Source organism: Anaerotruncus sp. AF02-27 (assembly GCF_003465835.1).
Classification (GTDB): Bacteria; Bacillota; Clostridia; order Oscillospirales; family Ruminococcaceae; genus Anaerotruncus; species Anaerotruncus rubiinfantis.
On sequence record NZ_QSBX01000003.1, the window covers coordinates 91,711 to 110,363 of the forward strand.

15 protein-coding genes, 4 tRNA genes and 3 rRNA genes are annotated in these 18,653 nt (G+C 53.6%); 15 read left to right on the forward strand and 7 right to left on the reverse strand.

Annotated elements, in window-relative coordinates; genetic code table 11:
• The first annotated feature begins 121 nt into the window (after positions 1-121).
• The 7 genes from DWV16_RS04160 (at position 122) to rrf (DWV16_RS04190) (ending at position 4,140) form a co-directional block, all read left to right on the forward strand.
• Positions 122-197, forward strand: a tRNA-Ala gene (locus DWV16_RS04160).
• A gap of 141 nt (positions 198-338) precedes the next feature.
• Positions 339-3,169: ribosomal RNA gene (locus tag DWV16_RS04165) — 23S ribosomal RNA — on the forward strand.
• Positions 3,170-3,382: 213 nt separating this feature from the next.
• Positions 3,383-3,458: transfer RNA gene (locus DWV16_RS04170), tRNA-Lys, on the forward strand.
• 241 nt (positions 3,459-3,699) lie between these two features.
• Positions 3,700-3,774: transfer RNA gene (locus DWV16_RS04175), tRNA-Glu, on the forward strand.
• A 16-nt stretch (positions 3,775-3,790) separates the two neighbouring features.
• Positions 3,791-3,907: ribosomal RNA gene (gene rrf, locus DWV16_RS04180) — 5S ribosomal RNA — on the forward strand.
• Between the two features lie 37 nt (positions 3,908-3,944).
• Positions 3,945-4,020: transfer RNA gene (locus DWV16_RS04185), tRNA-Asn, on the forward strand.
• A 3-nt stretch (positions 4,021-4,023) separates the two neighbouring features.
• Positions 4,024-4,140 (forward strand): 5S ribosomal RNA (gene rrf, locus DWV16_RS04190).
• Between the two features lie 36 nt (positions 4,141-4,176).
• On the opposite strand, the gene lexA is transcribed toward rrf (DWV16_RS04190), so the two are convergent.
• From lexA to DWV16_RS04220, 6 genes are all read right to left on the reverse strand, one after another.
• The gene (gene lexA, locus DWV16_RS04195; RefSeq protein ID WP_118477890.1) at positions 4,177-4,758 is read right to left on the reverse strand and encodes a transcriptional repressor LexA; all 582 of its coding nucleotides are present in this window, start codon (positions 4,756-4,758) and stop codon (positions 4,177-4,179) included.
• 268 nt (positions 4,759-5,026) lie between these two features.
• Positions 5,027-5,785 (reverse strand): hypothetical protein, encoded by a 759-nt coding sequence (locus DWV16_RS04200; RefSeq protein ID WP_066455565.1) that lies wholly within the window; start codon positions 5,783-5,785, stop codon positions 5,027-5,029.
• Positions 5,786-5,835: 50 nt separating this feature from the next.
• Entirely contained in the window at positions 5,836-6,597 is a 762-nt protein-coding gene (locus DWV16_RS04205) for a heparan-alpha-glucosaminide N-acetyltransferase domain-containing protein (protein WP_118477891.1), read from the reverse strand.
• A 292-nt stretch (positions 6,598-6,889) separates the two neighbouring features.
• A complete protein-coding gene (locus tag DWV16_RS04210; RefSeq protein ID WP_066455539.1) occupies positions 6,890-7,399 on the reverse strand; it encodes a DUF4358 domain-containing protein in 510 nt (169 codons plus the stop codon).
• Positions 7,400-7,623: 224 nt separating this feature from the next.
• A complete protein-coding gene (locus DWV16_RS04215) occupies positions 7,624-7,854 on the reverse strand; it encodes a hypothetical protein (protein ID WP_118477892.1) in 231 nt (76 codons plus the stop codon).
• Between the two features lie 298 nt (positions 7,855-8,152).
• Positions 8,153-8,983 (reverse strand): sialate O-acetylesterase, encoded by an 831-nt coding sequence (locus tag DWV16_RS04220; protein ID WP_118477893.1) that lies wholly within the window; start codon positions 8,981-8,983, stop codon positions 8,153-8,155.
• Positions 8,984-9,242: 259 nt separating this feature from the next.
• Here DWV16_RS04220 and DWV16_RS04225 point away from each other — a divergent pair, with 259 nt between their 5' ends.
• From DWV16_RS04225 to DWV16_RS04260, 8 genes are all read left to right on the forward strand, one after another.
• A complete protein-coding gene (locus DWV16_RS04225; protein WP_118477894.1) occupies positions 9,243-9,911 on the forward strand; it encodes a nuclease-related domain-containing protein in 669 nt (222 codons plus the stop codon).
• 264 nt (positions 9,912-10,175) lie between these two features.
• On the forward strand, positions 10,176-11,261 hold the full coding sequence (gene serC / locus DWV16_RS04230; protein ID WP_066460237.1) for a 3-phosphoserine/phosphohydroxythreonine transaminase: 1,086 nt from the start codon (positions 10,176-10,178) through the stop codon (positions 11,259-11,261).
• On the forward strand, positions 11,261-12,427 hold the full coding sequence (locus tag DWV16_RS04235) for a phosphoglycerate dehydrogenase (protein WP_066455515.1): 1,167 nt from the start codon (positions 11,261-11,263) through the stop codon (positions 12,425-12,427). Before serC ends, DWV16_RS04235 begins: the two co-directional genes overlap by 1 nt.
• A gap of 182 nt (positions 12,428-12,609) precedes the next feature.
• Complete coding sequence (locus DWV16_RS04240) at positions 12,610-13,569, forward strand: MoxR family ATPase (protein WP_066455511.1); 960 nt, start codon at positions 12,610-12,612, stop codon at positions 13,567-13,569.
• Positions 13,569-14,867, forward strand: coding sequence for a DUF58 domain-containing protein (locus DWV16_RS04245; RefSeq protein ID WP_066455509.1), 1,299 nt, complete (start codon positions 13,569-13,571; stop codon positions 14,865-14,867). The genes DWV16_RS04240 and DWV16_RS04245 overlap by 1 nt, the downstream gene beginning before the upstream one ends.
• Positions 14,860-16,233 carry a hypothetical protein gene (locus DWV16_RS04250; protein WP_066455507.1) on the forward strand — a complete coding sequence of 458 codons (1,374 nt, stop codon included), beginning with the start codon at positions 14,860-14,862 and terminating at the stop codon, positions 16,231-16,233. The genes DWV16_RS04245 and DWV16_RS04250 overlap by 8 nt, the downstream gene beginning before the upstream one ends.
• Before the next feature lie 208 nt (positions 16,234-16,441).
• Positions 16,442-16,909: an NfeD family protein gene (locus DWV16_RS04255; protein ID WP_066455504.1), complete on the forward strand. Its 468-nt coding sequence runs from the start codon at positions 16,442-16,444 to the stop codon at positions 16,907-16,909.
• Between the two features lie 18 nt (positions 16,910-16,927).
• Positions 16,928-17,869 carry an SPFH domain-containing protein gene (locus tag DWV16_RS04260; protein ID WP_066455502.1) on the forward strand — a complete coding sequence of 314 codons (942 nt, stop codon included), beginning with the start codon at positions 16,928-16,930 and terminating at the stop codon, positions 17,867-17,869.
• 57 nt (positions 17,870-17,926) lie between these two features.
• Here DWV16_RS04260 and DWV16_RS04265 read toward each other — a convergent pair whose 3' ends face one another.
• Complete coding sequence (locus tag DWV16_RS04265) at positions 17,927-18,526, reverse strand: DUF1638 domain-containing protein (RefSeq protein WP_066455499.1); 600 nt, start codon at positions 18,524-18,526, stop codon at positions 17,927-17,929.
• Positions 18,527-18,653: the final 127 nt, after the last annotated feature.

Sequence of the window (18,653 nt, forward strand, 5' to 3'; positions counted from 1 at the left end):
TCAGGCAAGGAAAGTTACAGTCGTTCGACTCGTTGTTCATTTTTGAAGGCGCTGCCTTCAAATGGTAGATAAGAGAAGCGAAAGCTGACCTGACTGCCAGCAGCGCACTTTCATAATAAGTGGGGGTGTAGCTCAGCTGGGAGAGCACCTGCCTTGCACGCAGGGGGTCAGGAGTTCGATCCTCCTCATCTCCACCACCGCACCTTGAAAATTGAACAATGAAAACAAATATCTGCAGAAGTTTTATGAAAAGATTTTTTACTTTAGGGTAAAGAAACTACAATAAAGCCGAGCGATTATAGAAATCGCAAAAACAGCGAGAACCAAGATTCAAGCATGGTCAAGCTACAAAGGGCACAGAGTGAATGCCTTGGCACCAGGAGCCGAAGAAAGACGTGATAAGCTGCGAAAAGCCACGGGGAGCCGCAAATAGGCTTTGATCCGTGGATGTCTGAATGGAGCAATCCGGCGGATGTAACGATCCGTCATGGTATGGTGAATCCATAGCCATATCAGGGGAACCGCCTGAACTGAAACATCTAAGTAGGGCGAGGAAGAGAAATCAACCGAGATACCGCAAGTAGTGGCGAGCGAACGCGGCAGAGGCCAAACCGGGGGCAGCAATGTCTCCGGGGTTGTGGACTGCATTTAGCATTGCTGAGCGTTAGGAGAACTGCATGGGAAGGCAGACCGGAGAAGGTGAGAGTCCTGTATCCGAAAACGCGAGGCAGCGAGCAGTATCCAGAGTACCGCAGGACACGTGAAACCCTGTGGGAAGCCGGGGGGACCACCCTCCAAGCCTAAATACTCCCTGGTGACCGATAGTGTATAGTACTGTGAAGGAAAGGTGAAAAGCACCCCGGGAGGGGAGTGAAATAGTACCTGAAACTTTGCGCCTACAAGCACATAGAGCGCGTCAACGCGTGATATGGTACCTTTTGTAGAATGGTCCGGCGAGCGTATGCATGTAGCAAGGTTAAGTCCTTAAGGGATGGAGCCGAAGGGAAACCGAGTCTGAATAGGGCGAAGAGTTTCATGCATAGGGCCCGAAACCGGGTGACCTATCCATGTCCAGGTTGAAGTGGGAGTAAAATCCCATGGAGGACCGAACCGACCTCCGTTGAAAAGGCGGCGGATGAGGTGTGGATAGCGGAGAAATTCCAATCGAACCCGGAGATAGCTGGTTCTCCCCGAAATAGCTTTAGGGCTAGCGTCACGTTAGATTACCGGAGGTAAAGCACTGAATAGGCTAGGGGCCGAGAGGTTACTGAACCTTATCAAACTCAGAATGCCGGAGAATTGATGCGTGGCAGTCAGACTACGTGAGATAAGTCTCGTGGTCGAAAGGGAAAAAGCCCAGACCCACAGCTAAGGTCCCGAATACACGTTAAGTGGAGAAGGATGTGGAGTTGCACAGACAACCAGGATGTTGGCTTAGAAGCAGCCACTCATTTAAAGAGTGCGTAATAGCTCACTGGTCGAGTGACTCTGCGCCGAAAATGTAACGGGGCTAAACGTGTAACCGAAGCTTGGGATGATGTAAATCATGGTAGGGGAGCGTCGTATAAGGGGTGAAGTCGTAGCGAAAGCGGCGGTGGACTTTATACGAGTGAGAATGCCGGAATGAGTAGCGAGAATTATGTGAGAATCATAATGGCCGAAAGTCTAAGGTTTTTGGAGGAAGGTTCGTCCGCTCCAAGTAAGCCGGGAGCTAAGGTGAGGCCGAAAGGCGTAGCCGATGCACATACGGTAGAAATTCCGTAGCTGTCGAAAGATTTAAGCAAGGGGACACTGTCAAAGGGCATAACCCAGGCGTTGGTAGACCTGGGCGAAAGGGACCGAAATTTAGTAGGGAAGTATGCTTAGCGGCAGGCGAGAAAAGCCTTGTGTATATCTGAGATACCCGTACCGCAAACCGACACAGGTAGACAGGAAGAGAATTCTAAGGCCAACGGGAGAAGGGTTGTTAAGGAACTCGGCAAGTTGACCCCGTAACTTAGGGAGAAGGGGTGCTCCTGAAAGGGAGCCGCAGAGAATAGGTCCAGGCGACTGTTTAGCAAAAACACAGCTCTATGCTAAATCGAAAGATGACGTATATGGGGTGACACCTGCCCGGTGCCGGAAGGTTAAGAGGAGGAGTGAGAGCTCTGAATTGAAGCCCCGGTAAACGGCGGCCGTAACTATAACGGTCCTAAGGTAGCGAAATTCCTTGTCAGGTAAGTTCTGACCCGCACGAATGGTGTAACGATCTGGACACTGTCTCAACAGCCCGCCCGGCGAAATTGTAGTACCGGTGAAGATGCCGGTTACCCGCGACAAGACGGAAAGACCCCATGGAGCTTTACTGTAGCTTAATATTGGATTTCGGTATTTCATGTACAGGATAGGTGGGAGACTGAGAAACCTGGACGCCAGTTCAGGTGGAGTCACCGTTGGGATACCACTCTTGAGGTACTGAAATTCTAACCTGCGGCCGTGAATCCGGTCGGGGGACATTGTTAGGTGGGCAGTTTGACTGGGGCGGTCGCCTCCTAAAGAGTAACGGAGGCGCTCAAAGGTTGGCTCAGCATGGACGGAAACCATGCTTTTGAGTGTAAACGCGTAAGCCAGCCTAACTGCGAGAGAGACATCTCGAGCAGTAACGAAAGTTGGAGTTAGTGATCCGGTGGTATGTGAGTGGAAATGCCATCGCTCAACGGATAAAAGCTACCCTGGGGATAACAGGCTGATCTCCCCCAAGAGTCCACATCGTCGGGGAGGTTTGGCACCTCGATGTCGGCTCATCGCATCCTGGGGCTGTATTCGGTCCCAAGGGTTTGGCTGTTCGCCAATTAAAGCGGTACGCGAGCTGGGTTCAGAACGTCGTGAGACAGTTCGGTCCCTATCTGTCGTGGGCGCAGGATATTTGAAAGGAGCTGTCCCTAGTACGAGAGGACCGGGATGGACGCACCTCTGGTGCACCAGTTGTCGTGCCAACGGCACAGCTGGGCAGCTAAGTGCGGATCGGATAAACGCTGAAGGCATCTAAGCGTGAAGCCGGCCTTAAGATAAGATATCCCACTGGATAACCAGGTAAGACCCCTTGAAGACTACAAGGTTGATAGGTCACATGTGGAAGCGTGGCGACACGTGCAGCAAGGTGATACTAATCGGTCGAGGGCTTGACCAAGCGGATTTTGGTCTCGCAGGGTATGAAGTTTTCATTGTTCGATTTTGAGGGTGCGGGGCGCACGAAGGATGTGCGCAGCACACCGAATTCCAAATCCATGGCCAAAGGCCATGGGTCGTCGCAGACGACACAAGCCAGGATCCAAAGGGTGGAACCCTTTGAGCGGCCGTCGGCGAAGCCGCTCCGGACAGAGTCCGGGAAGGCCGCCAATATGCGCCATTAGCTCAGTTGGTAGAGCAGCTGACTCTTAATCAGCGGGTCCCGGGTTCGAGTCCCTGATGGCGCACCAGAAAGTGAGAGGTGTGACCGGAGGGCAGAAAGCCCGGAAGGGGAAAGCACCGCATAGATAGAGGAAGCTTTTAGAAGGCATTCTGTGCCGCAGGCACACCTTATCCCGAATCCGCGGCTGAAGGCGGCGGGTCGTCGCAGACGACACCCAACGGGGGATCCAAAGGGGGGTATGTAACCCCTTTTGAACAGCCGTCGCCCGAAGGGCGCTCCGGTCCAGCAGGGCTGGGAAGGCTGTCCATGGCCCGTTGGTCAAGCGGTTAAGACACCGGCCTCTCACGCCGGTAACGCGGGTTCGATTCCCGCACGGGTCACCATTTTAATTGCATATTGGCTGGTGTTTATGACGCTGAGGTCCCACCTGTTCCCATTCCGAACACAGTAGTTAAGCTCAGCGGTGCCGAAGATACTTGGGTGGTGACGCCCTGGAAAAATAGGTCGATGCCAGCTCTGACCACAGCAGGGGCGACTCTGCTGTGGTTTATATTCCTCCTTAGCTCAGTCGGTAGAGCATGCGGCTGTTAACCGCAGGGTCGTCTGTTCGAGCCAGACAGGGGGAGCCAATTACTGGTGTTTATGACGCTGAGGTCCCACCTGTTCCCATTCCGAACACAGTAGTTAAGCTCAGCGGTGCCGAAGATACTTGGATGGTGACGTCCCGGGAAAATAGGTCGATGCCAGTATAAAAAGATCCCATCCGTAAGGATGGGATCTTTTTTTCAGTACTCCCGCTGCAGAGCCACTACGCGCCCCAGAATCGCAACATGGTCGGTCAGGATCGGCTGCATGGTGTCATTTTCCGGCTGCAGGCGATAACCGCCATTCTCCTTGTAAAACCGTTTGACGGTCGCTTCATCATCGATCAGCGCAATCACAATTTCTCCGTTATGTGCGGTGGTACACCGGCGGGCAATCACAAGATCGCCGTCCAGGATGCCCGCGTTGATCATGCTTTCCCCGCGCACCCGAAGCGCAAAGAGCTCTTTCGCATCGCCCGGCAGCGAAACAGGGATATAATCTTCAATTGCTTCGACGGCAAGAATCGGCTGCCCGGCGGTGACCACCCCAACGACCGGGACGCGCGCCACCTGGGCATTCGACAACCGGATTGACCGGTTGAGGTTGTGGTCACGCAGAATATAGCCCTTTTCCTCCAGGCTGTTCAGGTAGCGGTGGACGGTGGAAGTGGATTTAATCCCGAGGCGCGTGCAAATTTCCCGCACGCTTGGGACTACGCCGCAGTCGATCGACTGGCGTATCAGATCAAATATAGAGGCTTCTTTTTCGGTCAGTTCCCGCATGGGACGCCCTCCTTTATGTGGTGCTCCAAATGTCTCTGAGAATAGTATATCATTTTTCGAAGAGAATGACAAACAAACGTTCGCAAAAGCGTCGGAAGGAAAAGACAAATTTCTCCACTATCAATAGTTTATTCAGAGAAAATAGCACAATTTTTTAAAATTAGGACACAAGTCATTCACAACTTTTGGAAAAGAAGGGGTATAATAAAACTGTACTCAAGATAAGCCGCAAACATTTTGAGTATCTCTACCCTCCTCAAAACACACCTCAAACAGATTGGACCGGATGTGCCGCATCCGGTCCTTTTCCTTTTTCCAAATTTTCTTTCAGCAGCTCCAGTCCCGCCTTATCCAAATCTGGAGGCGGCGTAATTTTCAGCTCTGCATTGACATCGCTGTAGACGATCCGATAATAATGCTGGTAATGGGTTTCACCATTCTGGTCAAGCTCCGAAATTGTAATCCCGATCGATTCGAAGTCTCCGTCCAAGCTAATCTTTGCGGTTAGCGTATACCGCCGGTTAGAACCAGGCGCCTGTGTGGTCAGATAGCCAAAGAAGGAAAAGTCCTGATAAAACACCTCGTCACGCACGATGGGATAATCCTCCAGGATGAAAGTAGGAATACCCATGAAATCCTGACGCAGATGCTCGGTGAACCGGTTGTGCAGATCGATGAACCAATCGCCGTTGTAGGAATAATAATAGTTGTTGCCATCATAATAATCCGCTTGCGGATAGTGCCAGAATACAAACGGCTGCCGGGACCGATAGGTCAATTCCAACTTGCCGTTATCGTTATTATGAAAGGAGATTTCCTCCTGGGTGTAACTTACAAAGTCATAAAGGGAATCAAACCCAATTTCGGTGCGAATGATCTGTCCGCTTGCCAAGCGGCTTGAAAAATCTTCATAGAGCGCGAGACAGGACATTCCGGGCATCAAAACCGGTTCCGCGGCGGCAATCCGACCGCTGGCACTTGTGGAAAGCAAGAGGATGGATAAGCAGATCAGAAGGACTTTACGCACAGCCGGTCATCATCCTTTCAAAAACTGGATTTTACCGCGGAACCGCATGGCTAGGCCGCTGGGAACAGACGGAAATAAATCCATAAAAACGCATACACAATCGGCTGATGCAGCATATAGACCCAGATCGTGTGCCGTCCAACCCATGCCAACCAGGAAAATCGGGTCCGATAGCAAAATTCTGGAATCTGACCGTTTTTGGCGTAGACACCAAGGTAAGTAGCGCCAAAGAAAAGGAATAGATTTGGGATAAGCGGGAAATAGTCGGAGGAGAAAAATCCGTTCGACGGGAATCCCAGCGGAAAGAGAAAGCCAGTTTGATAGAGCATGTCCGGAAGCGGGGTCCAGAACGGCGGATACCCGAGCATCCCACGCGGAACATAAAGAGTCAGGATGAAGATGGCCACAAACAGCGGCGCGCCGAGGACGGTGGGGATTTTATCGAGCTGCTTTTCAAAGAGCGCGAACAGGATCATCGCGCTTCCGAGAAAATGCAGGATACCGAACATCACCCGCTGATCCGGCATCACAAAAAGAGTCGCGGCGGTCAGCAGGAGCCCAAGTCCCAGCACCTGCACACCACGGCGCAGGTTGTTGCGGGAAAAACGGGCGGACATCCCGGAGATAATAATGAACCCACAAGAGATAAAAGTTTGCAGCCACTGCATTGGCCTGGAGAAGAAGAACGGGAAATCCGCCCCAAAGATTACGGCCGCATCATAGGCGCCGTGATAATAGACCATCAGCAGGATCAGCAGGCCGCGCAGCTCGTCGAGCGCGCCGACACGGCGGCTCGGGCGTTTTTCATACATTGGCGTTTGACTCCTTTATCTTGCCTGGATATGGATCTGCCTGTCCGGAAACTTACGGGATTATGGCAGGAAAGAGGCGGCAGCGCCAAAGGCGCGGATCGTCCTGCGTAGAAGCTGGGAGAATAGGCCATCGGGCAGGGAGTCGGCTTTGCCGACGCATCTGCCTGGCCATAAACCCGGTATAATAGCCGCTCTGCGGCTATTATACCACAGGATGCCGTCCGGCAAAAGTAATTTTATGGAATTTTACATTGGTAAAAAAAGGACGGCCAACGGCCGTCCTTTTTTCCATTCAACTTTTGGGGATATATTTGTCAATGATCCCGCGTGCTTTTTCGGTGTCCTCGAGCATAAGCATGATCACATAATCCCCTTGTTCAAAGATCTGCGCGTCCTGCGCGATCTGATAGGAATTATAGATGTCGTAATTTTCAAACTCCTTGACACGGCTGAGCTTCACCTTTTCGAGCGCTTCGCGCACAGTGAGCACCTCGTCCTCGACAGGTTTCAGGATGAACACATCGGCCACGCCGAACCGGCCGCTTGAATACTTGACCACGTAATCCTCCAGCATGTCCGGATCAATCAGAAACTTGTCCTGCAGCACCCTGTCGTCAGCATCGGATATTCCGGCCATCGTGATCTCCGCGTAGATTTCACGGATCGCCTGTTCCGGGTCGGCGACCTCCACGACCGAAATGGAGGAGATGGGCAGCTCGGTCACGTCCGCTGCCGGTTTTCCGCAGCCGGACAGAGCGGATAGGAGCGTCAGCGCGCACAGCAGCGCCAAAAGCTTCTTCATGGCAGCACCTCTTTCCCTTGCAACATTAGGTACAGGTATCCCGTACCTAACTAAGTATAACGGATTTTGCCGGTTAGTCAAGCAGACGGGCGGAAGCTTCAAACAATGTTTACTTTTCGGGGTGCCTGCGGCCGCGCCGCCTCGTTACGGGAAAAGCGCGGATATTTGGCTGTCCGCGTTTGGCGAAAATAGGAAAATGAAGGCAGCTGCCCGACAAAAGAAAGTCAGTTTTCTTTTTTGAAATACTCAATTGCCATTAAAACAATGCCTAAAAGCAGGAATACAATTGAAATCATAAAGTAAGGCATTATGCCAAATTGAGATATCGTAGTTAAAAATCTTCCCGGTGGTGTTGGCCATTCAGAAGTTAAATTATTGGCTGCCAGCAAAGTGATGGCCAACGTCCAAATGCTCCCAATCAATGAAATAAAACCACCAATTAAAACCTTTTTCATAGTGCTTAGCTCCCAACAACTTCCGATTTATCATTTTCATCTTACCATATTCATAAATGATCCACAACAAGGACTGCCGGCGAAATTGACAGGGTTTTGCCGGCCTGCCAGTCTGCAACAGGGAGGGATGTGTCTCCCTGTTGTAGTTAAGTGTTGATATCAGATCTGGTAAACCAGCCTTCGTCAAAATTGCCAAAAATAATTCCTGCACTTTTTCGATGCAGGGACTCTTCGACTTGAAACACATGACATCAATAAAGCGAAGCAAAATCAACCCGACAAACTGGAATTTATACACCTACTTCAAAATTTTCATCACTTCTTCCAAAGAACGTTTTCCTAAGGTAAATTGCTCTAATGTTATGTATCTTTTTTCTACAATAGTGTGTTCTTTTTCACAGCATACCTTTACAATTTCCGCCTCACCGTCTAATGGCTTGTTCACGTTTGATTTTGTCTGATAAGCCTCAAAATATCTTACGCCAAATCTTCTTTGAGACTCTGCATTGATGTGAATACCATCTGGATTTGAATACAATTTTTCTCCAGTTACAAAATAACAATTACTATTATTTTCTGCATATCTGAGTAATTCTTGATTAACCAACTCATACTCTGTACAACTCCGCCCAAAGGCAGATTTCCCCAAATAATCACCCAAACCGCCAACAATAAACGGAACTTCTGAAACGCCCAGTTCTTTTCTGAATGAATTAACTAAGACATTAAGTTTTTGATAATAGTCTTTATATTTCCCATTATGGCTATCACTTTCTCCTTGATGCCATAAAATTGCAATTAATTCGCTGGTCTCCCTGGCAAACTTCACCTCACTAATTGCATGGCGAAATAAAGAGCCTTCAACATTCCATTCATCAATAGAACTACCACCTTCCGCGCAGGGAATGAGTCCAACTTGTTCATTTTTATTTGCATTACACCATGCTTGTGCAAATGACGCCGCCGGTCCAATGCCAGCAACCGATCTGTCAAAGTGGATCGGTTCTGCCATCATCTGCCATCTACCGTTTCTTAGCATAAGAATGTTTTCGTTATAAATTGGCGTAACCTCATGTAAAAATCCACGCCCGGCCATATTTGATTGGCCTATAAGTAAAACTGATTTCATTTTTAAGCTCCTTTAAAATCCGATTTGGCAAGCACGCCTTATCCGCCGAAGGCGACCTGCCATCTTTTTATATAGTATCATATCGACTTGTTCTCCTCAATGCTATCTGGTAAAATCGACGGAGTTCTTTCAATCGACACTTATCTTAAAAAGGGACGGATGCGTCAGGTCCTTGCAAAAAGAAGTCGAATTTGGTATCATGATAACAATATTCTTTTAAGGCCGGTGCGGCTTTATTTTCGGAAAGAGGTTCGATAGCATGACGACTATGGATAAGGTGATCGTCGGGATCAGCATAGCATGCCTGATTGGAGCAGTTCTGTACCAGTGCATGCTGGCGATGCGGGTTAAAGCCGGGCTCGCTGGTGAACATAAACGGGTTTCCAAAATCCTGCGCAGCTACGCCAAGCTGCGCGGCGCACAGGTCATTGATGACGCGGTTCTGGTAAACGATGGGCTTTCCGGCTGGGCGGACCACATCTTGATTGGTTATTTCGGGGTGCTGCTGGTCTATGACCTGACTTACCCCGGCATCTATTCCGGCAAGGCGGACGACGAGAGCTGGACGGTTGCCTTGGACGATTCGGTCGGCAGGATCAAAAATCCTTTCCCGATTGCGGGACAGTGTGCCGGAAGGGTCAATACCCTGCTCAAAAAGGAAGGGATCAAGGTAACTGTGGAACGCGCCGCGGTGCTCACCGGACGCGGGCGTAAGCGTACCCAGACCTATGTCATGAGTGAGGATGTAGTCCTGCTGCGCAATCTGCGCGGTTATCTGAACAAGACGAAGTTCGACGAGGACCGCGACGTGGACATTGAAAAGGTTGCCGCGGCGCTCAAGGCGGGGCTGAAGCAGCCGGAACCGGTACCGGAGAAACAGCTGGAGACAAAACCGGAGCAGGAAAAACAACCGGAACAGAAAGCGTGAATCCTGCGGGGCGGCCATCCGGCCGCCCCGTATCTGCCGCTCCCGAATATGAAAAAACGCGGGAGAAGGGCTGCTTTCCGTGGAACTGTTACAGGCGGTTCAACCAATTTGTGCGGCAGGGCTGCAATTTGGACTGTGCGATCATGCAAAATTTGATGGTTTTATCGAATTAAATCGTCAATTGCGTTGACTATCCCGCGGGATGGAAATATAATGAGAATAATGCGTCATTGACCGTTATTTTCAATTGGGAGGAAATGAATGATGGCAAGGGTTTATAACTTCTCGGCCGGCCCGTCGATGCTCGCGGAAAGCGTTCTGAAACGTGCCGCCGCCGAGATGCTTGATTACAACGGATGCGGACAGTCGGTCATGGAGATGAGCCACCGCTCCAAAGAATTTGAAACGATCATCGCTGAATGCGAAGCGCTCCTGCGGGAGGTCATGGGGATTCCCGACAATTACAAAGTGCTGTTTTTGCAGGGTGGCGCCTCCACCCAGTTCGCCATGGTTCCGCTCAACCTTATGAACGGTTCCGGAAAGGCGGATTATGTCGTCACTGGCCAGTTTTCGAACAAGGCGTATCAGGAAGCCTGCCGGTTCGGTCAGGTCAATCTGGTCGCGTCCTCAAAGGACAAGAATTTCAGCTATATCCCGAAACTTGATCCCGCGGCCTTTACCAAGGATGCGGACTATTTCCACATCTGCATGAATAACACCATCTACGGCAGCGTCTACCATGACCTGCCCGAAACCGGGGATGTGCCGTTGGTGGCGGATATGTCCTCCTGCATCCTGTCGCAGCCGGTGGATATCTCCAAGTTTGGCCTTATCTACGCGGGCGCACAGAAGAATATGGCCCCGGCCGGACTCACCGTCGTGATCATCCGGGAGGATCTCATCGGGCATGCGCGGGAAAGCTGCCCGACCATGCTCAACTACAAGTCCCATGCGGACAACGGCTCGATGTACAATACCCCGCCCTGTTACCCGATCTATATCTGCAAGCTGGTTCTGGAATGGATTCGTGACGAGATCGGCGGACTGGCGAAGATGGAGGAACGCAACCGGAAAAAGGCAAAACTCCTCTATGATTACCTTGACGCTTCCGGACTCTTCAAGGCGCCGGTTGAGAAAGCGGACCGTTCGCTGATGAACGCGACGTTTGTCACCGGGGACGTCGAGCTTGACAAGAAATTTGTGGCCGAAGCGGCAAAAGCCGGGTTTGTCAATCTCAAGGGCCACCGTTCGGTCGGTGGCATGCGCGCGTCCATCTATAACGCCATGCCCATCGAAGGCGTGGAGAAGCTGGTCGGGTTTATGAAAAAGTTTGAAGAGGAGAACGCCTGATGTATAATATTCAGATCCTCAACAAGATCAGCCCCAACGGGCTGGATGTCTTTGACAAGAACAAATACCGCATCAGCGATGACGTCGGCAATCCGGACGGGATACTGGTGCGTTCCGCTTCGATGCACGAGATGGAGCTTCCGGAATCGCTTGAGGCGGTCGCGCGCGCGGGCGCCGGCGTCAACAACATCCCGGTGGACAAATGCAGCGAGCGAGGCATCGTCGTATTCAACACCCCCGGCGCGAACGCGAACGCCGTCAAGGAAATGGTCATCTGCGGCCTGCTCATCTCGGCGCGCAAGATCTATCCGGGCATGGTCTGGGTGCAGACGCTGAAGGGCGAGGGAGAAAATGTCCCGAAGCTGGTGGAAAAGGGCAAATCGAAGTTTGTCGGGCCGGAGCTCTACCGCAAAAAGCTCGGCGTCATCGGTCTGGGCGCGATCGGCGTCATGGTTGCGAACTTCGCACGACATCTCGGGATGGAGGTCTACGGCTACGACCCGTATATGTCGGTCGATACGGCGTGGAATGTCTCCCGCGACATCAAGCACGCGACCAGCCTGCGCGAAATTTATGAAAACTGCGACTTCATCACCCTGCATGTTCCGGCGACCTCCGAAACAAAAGGGATGATCAATTCCGAATCGATCGCCATGATGAAACACGGCGTGCGCATCCTCAACTTTGCGCGCGGTGAGCTGGTGGTCAATGAGGATCTGCTTGAAGGCCTCGAGGAAAAGCAGATTCGCTGCTATGTCACAGATTTCCCGAGCGAGGAACTGCTTGGCCAGCCCGGTGTGCTCGTCATCCCGCACCTGGGCGCGTCCACGCCCGAGAGCGAGGACAACTGTGCCAAAATGGCCGCCCAGCAGATGGTCGATTACCTCGAAAACGGAAACATCCAGAATTCGGTGAACATGCCGAGCATCCATATGGATCGCAGCGGAGATATCCGGGTGGCGATCATCCACCGCAATATCCCGGCAATGCTCACCAAGATCACTACCATCCTTTCGGACGAAGGGCTCAACGTCGAAAACCTCACCAACAAATCCCGGAGGGACTTCGCCTATACGATGGTCGACATCAACGGCGTTATCACCGATGATATCGTTGCCAAGCTGCGCGCGATTGAAGGTGTGATCCGGGTGAATATTTTCCACTAAACAGCAAATCAGAACCCAACCGCGCGGCCGGCCGGCCGCGCGGTTTTTTTATTTCATGGGGCAATATCCGGATGGGGAATTCACAGAATAGCCATGATTCGTGCAAAAAAACATGCTATAATGTACCATATTCGCGACATCATTAAACGTTTAATTAATTTTGGGAAAAGGGATGAGGAACTATGGCGGGCGTATCGATTCCTGCGCTCACAGGGGAAATGGTTGCGGAAACCGAAAAAATTATTGTGGGGAAAACAGCGCAGATCAAACTGATGATCATGACCATTCTGGCGGAAGGGCATATCCTGCTGGACGATATGCCGGGCGTCGGCAAGACGACGCTCGTCAAGACCCTTTCCAAGGTGCTCGGCTGCGATTCGCGCCGGGTGCAGTTTACCCCCGACCTGCTGCCGTCAGACATCGTGGGCATGAACATCTACAACCAGAAAAAGGGCGAATTCCAGCTGATGAAGGGCCCGGTCATGACAAATATCCTGCTCGCGGACGAGATCAACCGCGCGATTCCGCGCACACAGTCCGCGCTGCTTGAGTCGATGGAGGAAAAACAGGTCACGATCGACGGCGAAACCTTTCCGCTTCCCGTTCCGTTCGTGGTGATGGCCACCCAGAACCCGGTCGAATCCGAGAGCACCTTCCGGCTCCCGGCGGCGCAGATGGACCGGTTCATGATACGGCTGTCGCTCGGCTATCCGCAGCACGCGGAGGAACGAGCCATGCTCGACAATCTGGGCGACGCTGTCCCGCTCGAAGCGGTGCGGACCGTGACCTGTGCGGAAGAGCTGGCCGCAATGCAGCGGCAGGCGCGGGAAATCGCCATCGCGGGCGATGTGGCCGACTATATTGTTGCAATCGCACAGGCGACCCGTGTACATCCGCTGGTGAAGCTCGGCGTGAGCCCGCGCGGGTCGCGCGCTCTCTATAAAGCCGCCAAGGTCAGAGCCGCGATGGAAGGCCGGAATTTTGTCACGCCGGATGATGTGCAGGAAATTGCCGTCCCGGTGCTGGCGCACCGTATGATGCTCTCAAATGAGGCGCGTCTCTCCCATACCGGCAACGCGCAGATTATCGAAAAGATTCTGGAGGAGGTGCCGGTCCCGCCGGCCCGGAAGGACCGTTTCTGATGGCTGAGGAGCTGAGAAAGGAAAAGAAGCAGCGGATTGCGGGGCTTTCCAGTGTGATGGTCAGCGCCGGGTTTCTTGCTGGGGTACTGGTGGCCATCTGTCTGGCGGTGCTGGGAGGGCAGATGCTGCTGGCGGCGTTTCTGCTTTTCGTGCTGGCGATCTGCCTGATGTCCCGATTTTGGGGACAGAAGGCGCTTAAAAACGTAATTGTCGAAATTGGGGCTGAATCGGCCAATATCTTTGCCGGGCAGGAAGTCGTGATCCGGTACCGGATCACGAACGGCAAGCTGCTGCCGCTTGTCTGGCTGGAGCTTTTGCAGCAGACCCCGCCGAACAACTGCCTTACCCCGGGCGACGACTTCGAGGTGTACGAGCTCACCGTGCAGGAAAAGGAGCTGGAGGACCGCGAGGTTGTCCGCACATTGCTCAAAAAGAAATTTGCTTTTATCATGTGGCACCAGACACTCGAATGGGACAGTTGCTGGACGGCGCGCCGCCGCGGTATTTATCCGCTTGACCATGTGCTTTTGCGCTCTGGGGACGGGTTTGGGCTCACCCAGATTGAAAAACCATATCCGGTGGAGCGCAGCCCGGTCTTTGTGGTCTATCCAAGGATTGTGCCGGTGCGCACCGACCTCTTTTTGCAGAACCTCTGGGATGCGAAATCGGGCGCGAAGGGATACTTTGAGGATCCGACCGTCATCCGCGGAGAACGCGCTTACCAGAGCACTGATCCGTGGAAACGGATCAACTGGCGGATGGCGGCGCGTAAGGAGGAGCTTGAGGTCAAGTTATATGAAACGATCATGCCGAAATCGGTGCATTTCATCCTGGACGGCGGATCCTTTTTAAACAGGAGCCCGGACAATGAGGAGCTGGAGCAGGCCATCAGCCTGTTGGCTTCGGCCGCGCTGCGGCTGGAGGAAGCGCAGGTGCGGTGCGGGCTTTCTCTGCCCGCGAGCAGGTCGATGGGCGCGGTAAACCTCTTTTCGGCGGATCAGAGCGCCGCGGTTTCCGACCTGCTGTTCAATCTGGCGGGCTACGATCCCGAAAGCCCGGCATCGGCCTTTGAGGAGGCGGAGCTTGCCCGTGCCAAGGAAGGCATCGGGCAGGTTTACTTCTTTACCTATGATGTGGCGGAAATCTCCTGCAAGGGGCTGCTGGACGAGCTGGGCATCTACAGTGTGACACTGGTTCCATACCGCGAATATCTGCCGTCCAGGGAGTCGGGAGCGGAATTTTTGGATTATAAAGTGGTCCCGCTGCATACGCTGGAAGGGGGCGGCGCGCATGGGTGAACGACGGGCATCGGTTGCGGATTTTACCGCGATCTTTACTGAGCTGAGCTTTATGGCCAGCCTTTTCTTCCAGTTTTCCTTTCTGCAGACCGACGTGGCAATGGAGATTGAGATCCTGCCATGGGCCTGCATGGCGTTTTTGACCTACCTGTTGAATCTGTGGGTCACAAGGCGGGGATGCACCATCCCGCAGCTGGCTGCGATGGGTGCGGCGATCTATGCGGTGCAGCTGGCCCTGGTGTTTCTGTTTTTTTCCTCACTGCAGGGCATTGGGCCGCATCTCTTTGCCGTTTTGTTTGTGGGGATCGCTGTTTTCCGCTGTGCCTATATCTGTGTGGTGCCGATTCCCAGGGACCGGTATCTCGGCTACACCGAATGCGCGATTATCGGTACGGCTCTGCTCATTTTTACCCAGATCGGCGTGGTGGCCTTCCCGCCGCTTTATAATGTCTGCCTCTTTGCGTCGGTGGTACTCAGTTTTCTTTCAACCGTGCGCGCCCGGGTCACCAGCGATAAAAGCGAAACTCTTTCGCTTTCAAAAGGCCAGGGGATTGTGGCGCTCTGCGCAATTGCAGCGGTGGCTGCCGCACTGCTTTTTGCAGCGGGCTCGATGTTCGCGCTGCCGGTGCGGCAAGGGCTGCAAACAGCCGTGGTCACCGGCGTTTCGGCCATAAAGGCGATTCTGGGCGCGGTTGGCGCGTTTATCCTGTGGCTCTTTTCGCTGCTGCCCGCACCGGACCAGCAAGCCTATGATATGGGCGAGCCGCTGCCCGGGATGGGGATGGCGGGCGAACCGGAGATGGATCTGCAGATGCTGCCCGGATGGGTGCTGGTGCTGCTTGTGGTGGCGGCGCTGGCCGCGGCCTGTATCTTGGCGGTTATCCTGCTGCGTAAGATGCGGCTTTTGCGGGTGCAGGCCGCGCCGCGTGGGAAAACGGCGGTCAAACGCCGCAAATCCCCGCTGTCCGGCGCGTTTGGGCGTTGGTTTGCGGCAAAATGGCTTGCGGTAAAATTTTTCTGGTGCAGCCTGTGGTACAAAAATACGCCGCAGGGCCTGATGGTGTTTCTGGAAAACTGGGGCCGTGCGCATAAAATCCCGCGCGGCCAGGGCGAAACCTGCCGGTGTTACTTGAAGCGGCTGACGGATGCGGCCGGTATGCAGGACGAAACATTGCGCGCGCGGCTTTCGGAGTTGTGCATCCAGCTCGACCGCTTTTATTTCGGCCCCGAAGACCGGGACAGCCTGCGCCATGCCATGCCGGGAAAGGAAATTTCCACGCTGCGCCGCGCATGCAGGAAATATTTGCTGGCAAATATCAAAATTAAGATTGAGCGAGAAAAAAAGAGTATGGAAGAGAATACGTGAGATTGGGAGACTACACTTTAGCGGGCGAAATTGAGCGCTCCCCGGATATGCCAACCGGACGCAGGCCGGCATTGTGAATTTTCATAGAAATATGGTACAATGTAATCACAGACGGCGAAGCAAACAGCTGAGAAAAGGCAAAACGGCGTCTGCGGCGAAGATGCGCATTGGATACCGATTTATGATTCTGGGAAAGTGAGGGCTTTTTATGGGTACATGGGCACAGCTCGCGCCGGTCTTTTGGCTGGTGTTGGGAATTATTCTAGCGGTCGTGGAGGGCGTGAGCGTCCAGCTGACCGCAATCTGGTTTGCCCTTGGCGCAGCCGCGGCGGCTGTGGCGGCATTGCTCGATGCGTCCATCGGCGTGCAGGCGGCGGTATTCCTCGTGGTATCCACGCTGCTGCTGCTCTGCACCCGCCCGTTTGCCAAAAAGGTTCTGCGGGTCAAAAAGCAGAGCACCAATGCCGACCGTGTGATCGGCCAGATCGGTGTCGTCCAGGAAACGATCGACAACGATCTCGGCGCGGGCAGGGTTGCGGTAATGGGGCTCGGCTGGGCCGCGCGCACCATGGACAACCGCGATATCCCAGCTGGGGAAAAGGTTCGGGTTTTGGCGATCGACGGCGTCAAGCTCATCGTGGAACCGTATACGAAACAAACCGAAACGGAACAATAATTTTGGGGAGGACTGAAAATGGAGTTTCTTATCTGGCCGATCGTACTGATTGTACTGATCCTGTTTGTCCTGATCGTTATCGTCTCAAATATCAAAATCGTCCCGCAGGCGAGCGTCTATGTTGTCGAGCGCCTCGGAAGCTACTTTGCAACCTGGGAAACCGGCCTTCATGTGAAGGTGCCGTTCTTCGACAGCATCGCCAAGAAGGTTTCGCTCAAGGAGCAGGTCGTGGACTTTGCCCCGCAGCCGGTAATCACCAAGGATAACGTCACCATGCAGATCGATACGGTTGTCTTTTACCAGGTGACCGACGCCAAGCTCTTCACCTATGGCGTTGAGCGGCCGCTCTCCGCGATCGAGAACCTGACCGCGACCACCCTGCGAAACATCATCGGTGAGATGGAGCTTGACAGCACCCTCACCTCCCGCGATGTCATCAACTCGAAAATCACCGCCACGCTGGATGAGGCGACCGACAAGTGGGGCATCAAGGTCAACCGCGTCGAACTCAAAAACATCCTGCCGCCGCGTGAGATCCAGGACGCGATGGAAAAACAGATGAAGGCCGAGCGGGAACGCCGCGAATCGATCCTGCGCGCCGAAGGTGAAAAACGCAGCCAGATCCTTGTGGCGGAAGGTGAGAAGGAATCCGCGATCCTGCGCGCCGAAGCGGAAAAACAGTCCGCGATCCTGCGTGCCGAAGGTGTCAAGGAACAGAAAATCCGTGAGGCGCAGGGCGAGGCGGAAGCCATCGCGCTGGTTCAGAAAGCGAACGCCGACGCGCTGCGCATCCTGAGCGAAGCGAACGCCAGTGACACGGTCGTGCAGATCAAATCGCTCGAGGCGTTCCAGAAAGCGGCGGACGGCCGAGCGACCAAGATCATCATCCCGAGCGAGATCCAGTCGCTGGCGGGCCTGGCCACCAGCCTCAAGGAGATCATGTCGGACAAAAAAGCATAAACCCTGCCGCGAAAAAGAGCCTTCCGGCCGATTGGCCGGAAGGCTCTTTTTAAATCGTTACGCCAGCAGATCCTGCCGGTAGGTTGGGGAAACGGTCTCGCCGGGACGCACAAGCAGAATGTCCTCGCCGAGCCAGTCGCCCGCAAGCAGGCGGGAGAGCAGCGAAAGATCGCCTTCAGCATGGAAAAAATCCCAGTCGTTGTGCTGGGCAATGATCCGGGCCGAAAGGCTGGTGTCATGCAGACCGAGCGTGGTGTCCGCCAGATAGCAAAGAGCCTGGCATTCGGCGGCGGGGCAGGACAGGAAGAGTTCCCGGTTGCTTTCGGGAAGGCTCCAGCAGAGCTTGCCGTCGTAGAAGCTGTACAGGCGGCGGTAAGCGGCCGCGCTGCCGAGCAGCAGGGATACGCTGTTATGTACACGCGGGAGCACCAGCGGGATTTCTCCGGCGCGCAGGCCCTCTTCCGGCACGACGCAGGCGCCGGGCAGCAGCACGGCCGCGTCGCAGCCTTTGGCGCCGGCGAGCTTGTCGCGCACCGCTGTGGGATTCTGACAGAGGTCCTCGGGCAGCAGGCAAATTTCCGACTGATGTGGGATTTGCGGGAGCATCCGCTCCAGATAGGGTGCTAACGGGGGACAGGTTATCAGCAAGAGCTTCATCGGTTGTTCACATCCAATTCATTGATCTATCATTGAGTTTAGACCATAAACGCGATATGATCAATGCAAAGAATCTGGAAAATATATTGGCGGGTTCAGCCGCGGATGAAAGCCTCCCAATTGAGGA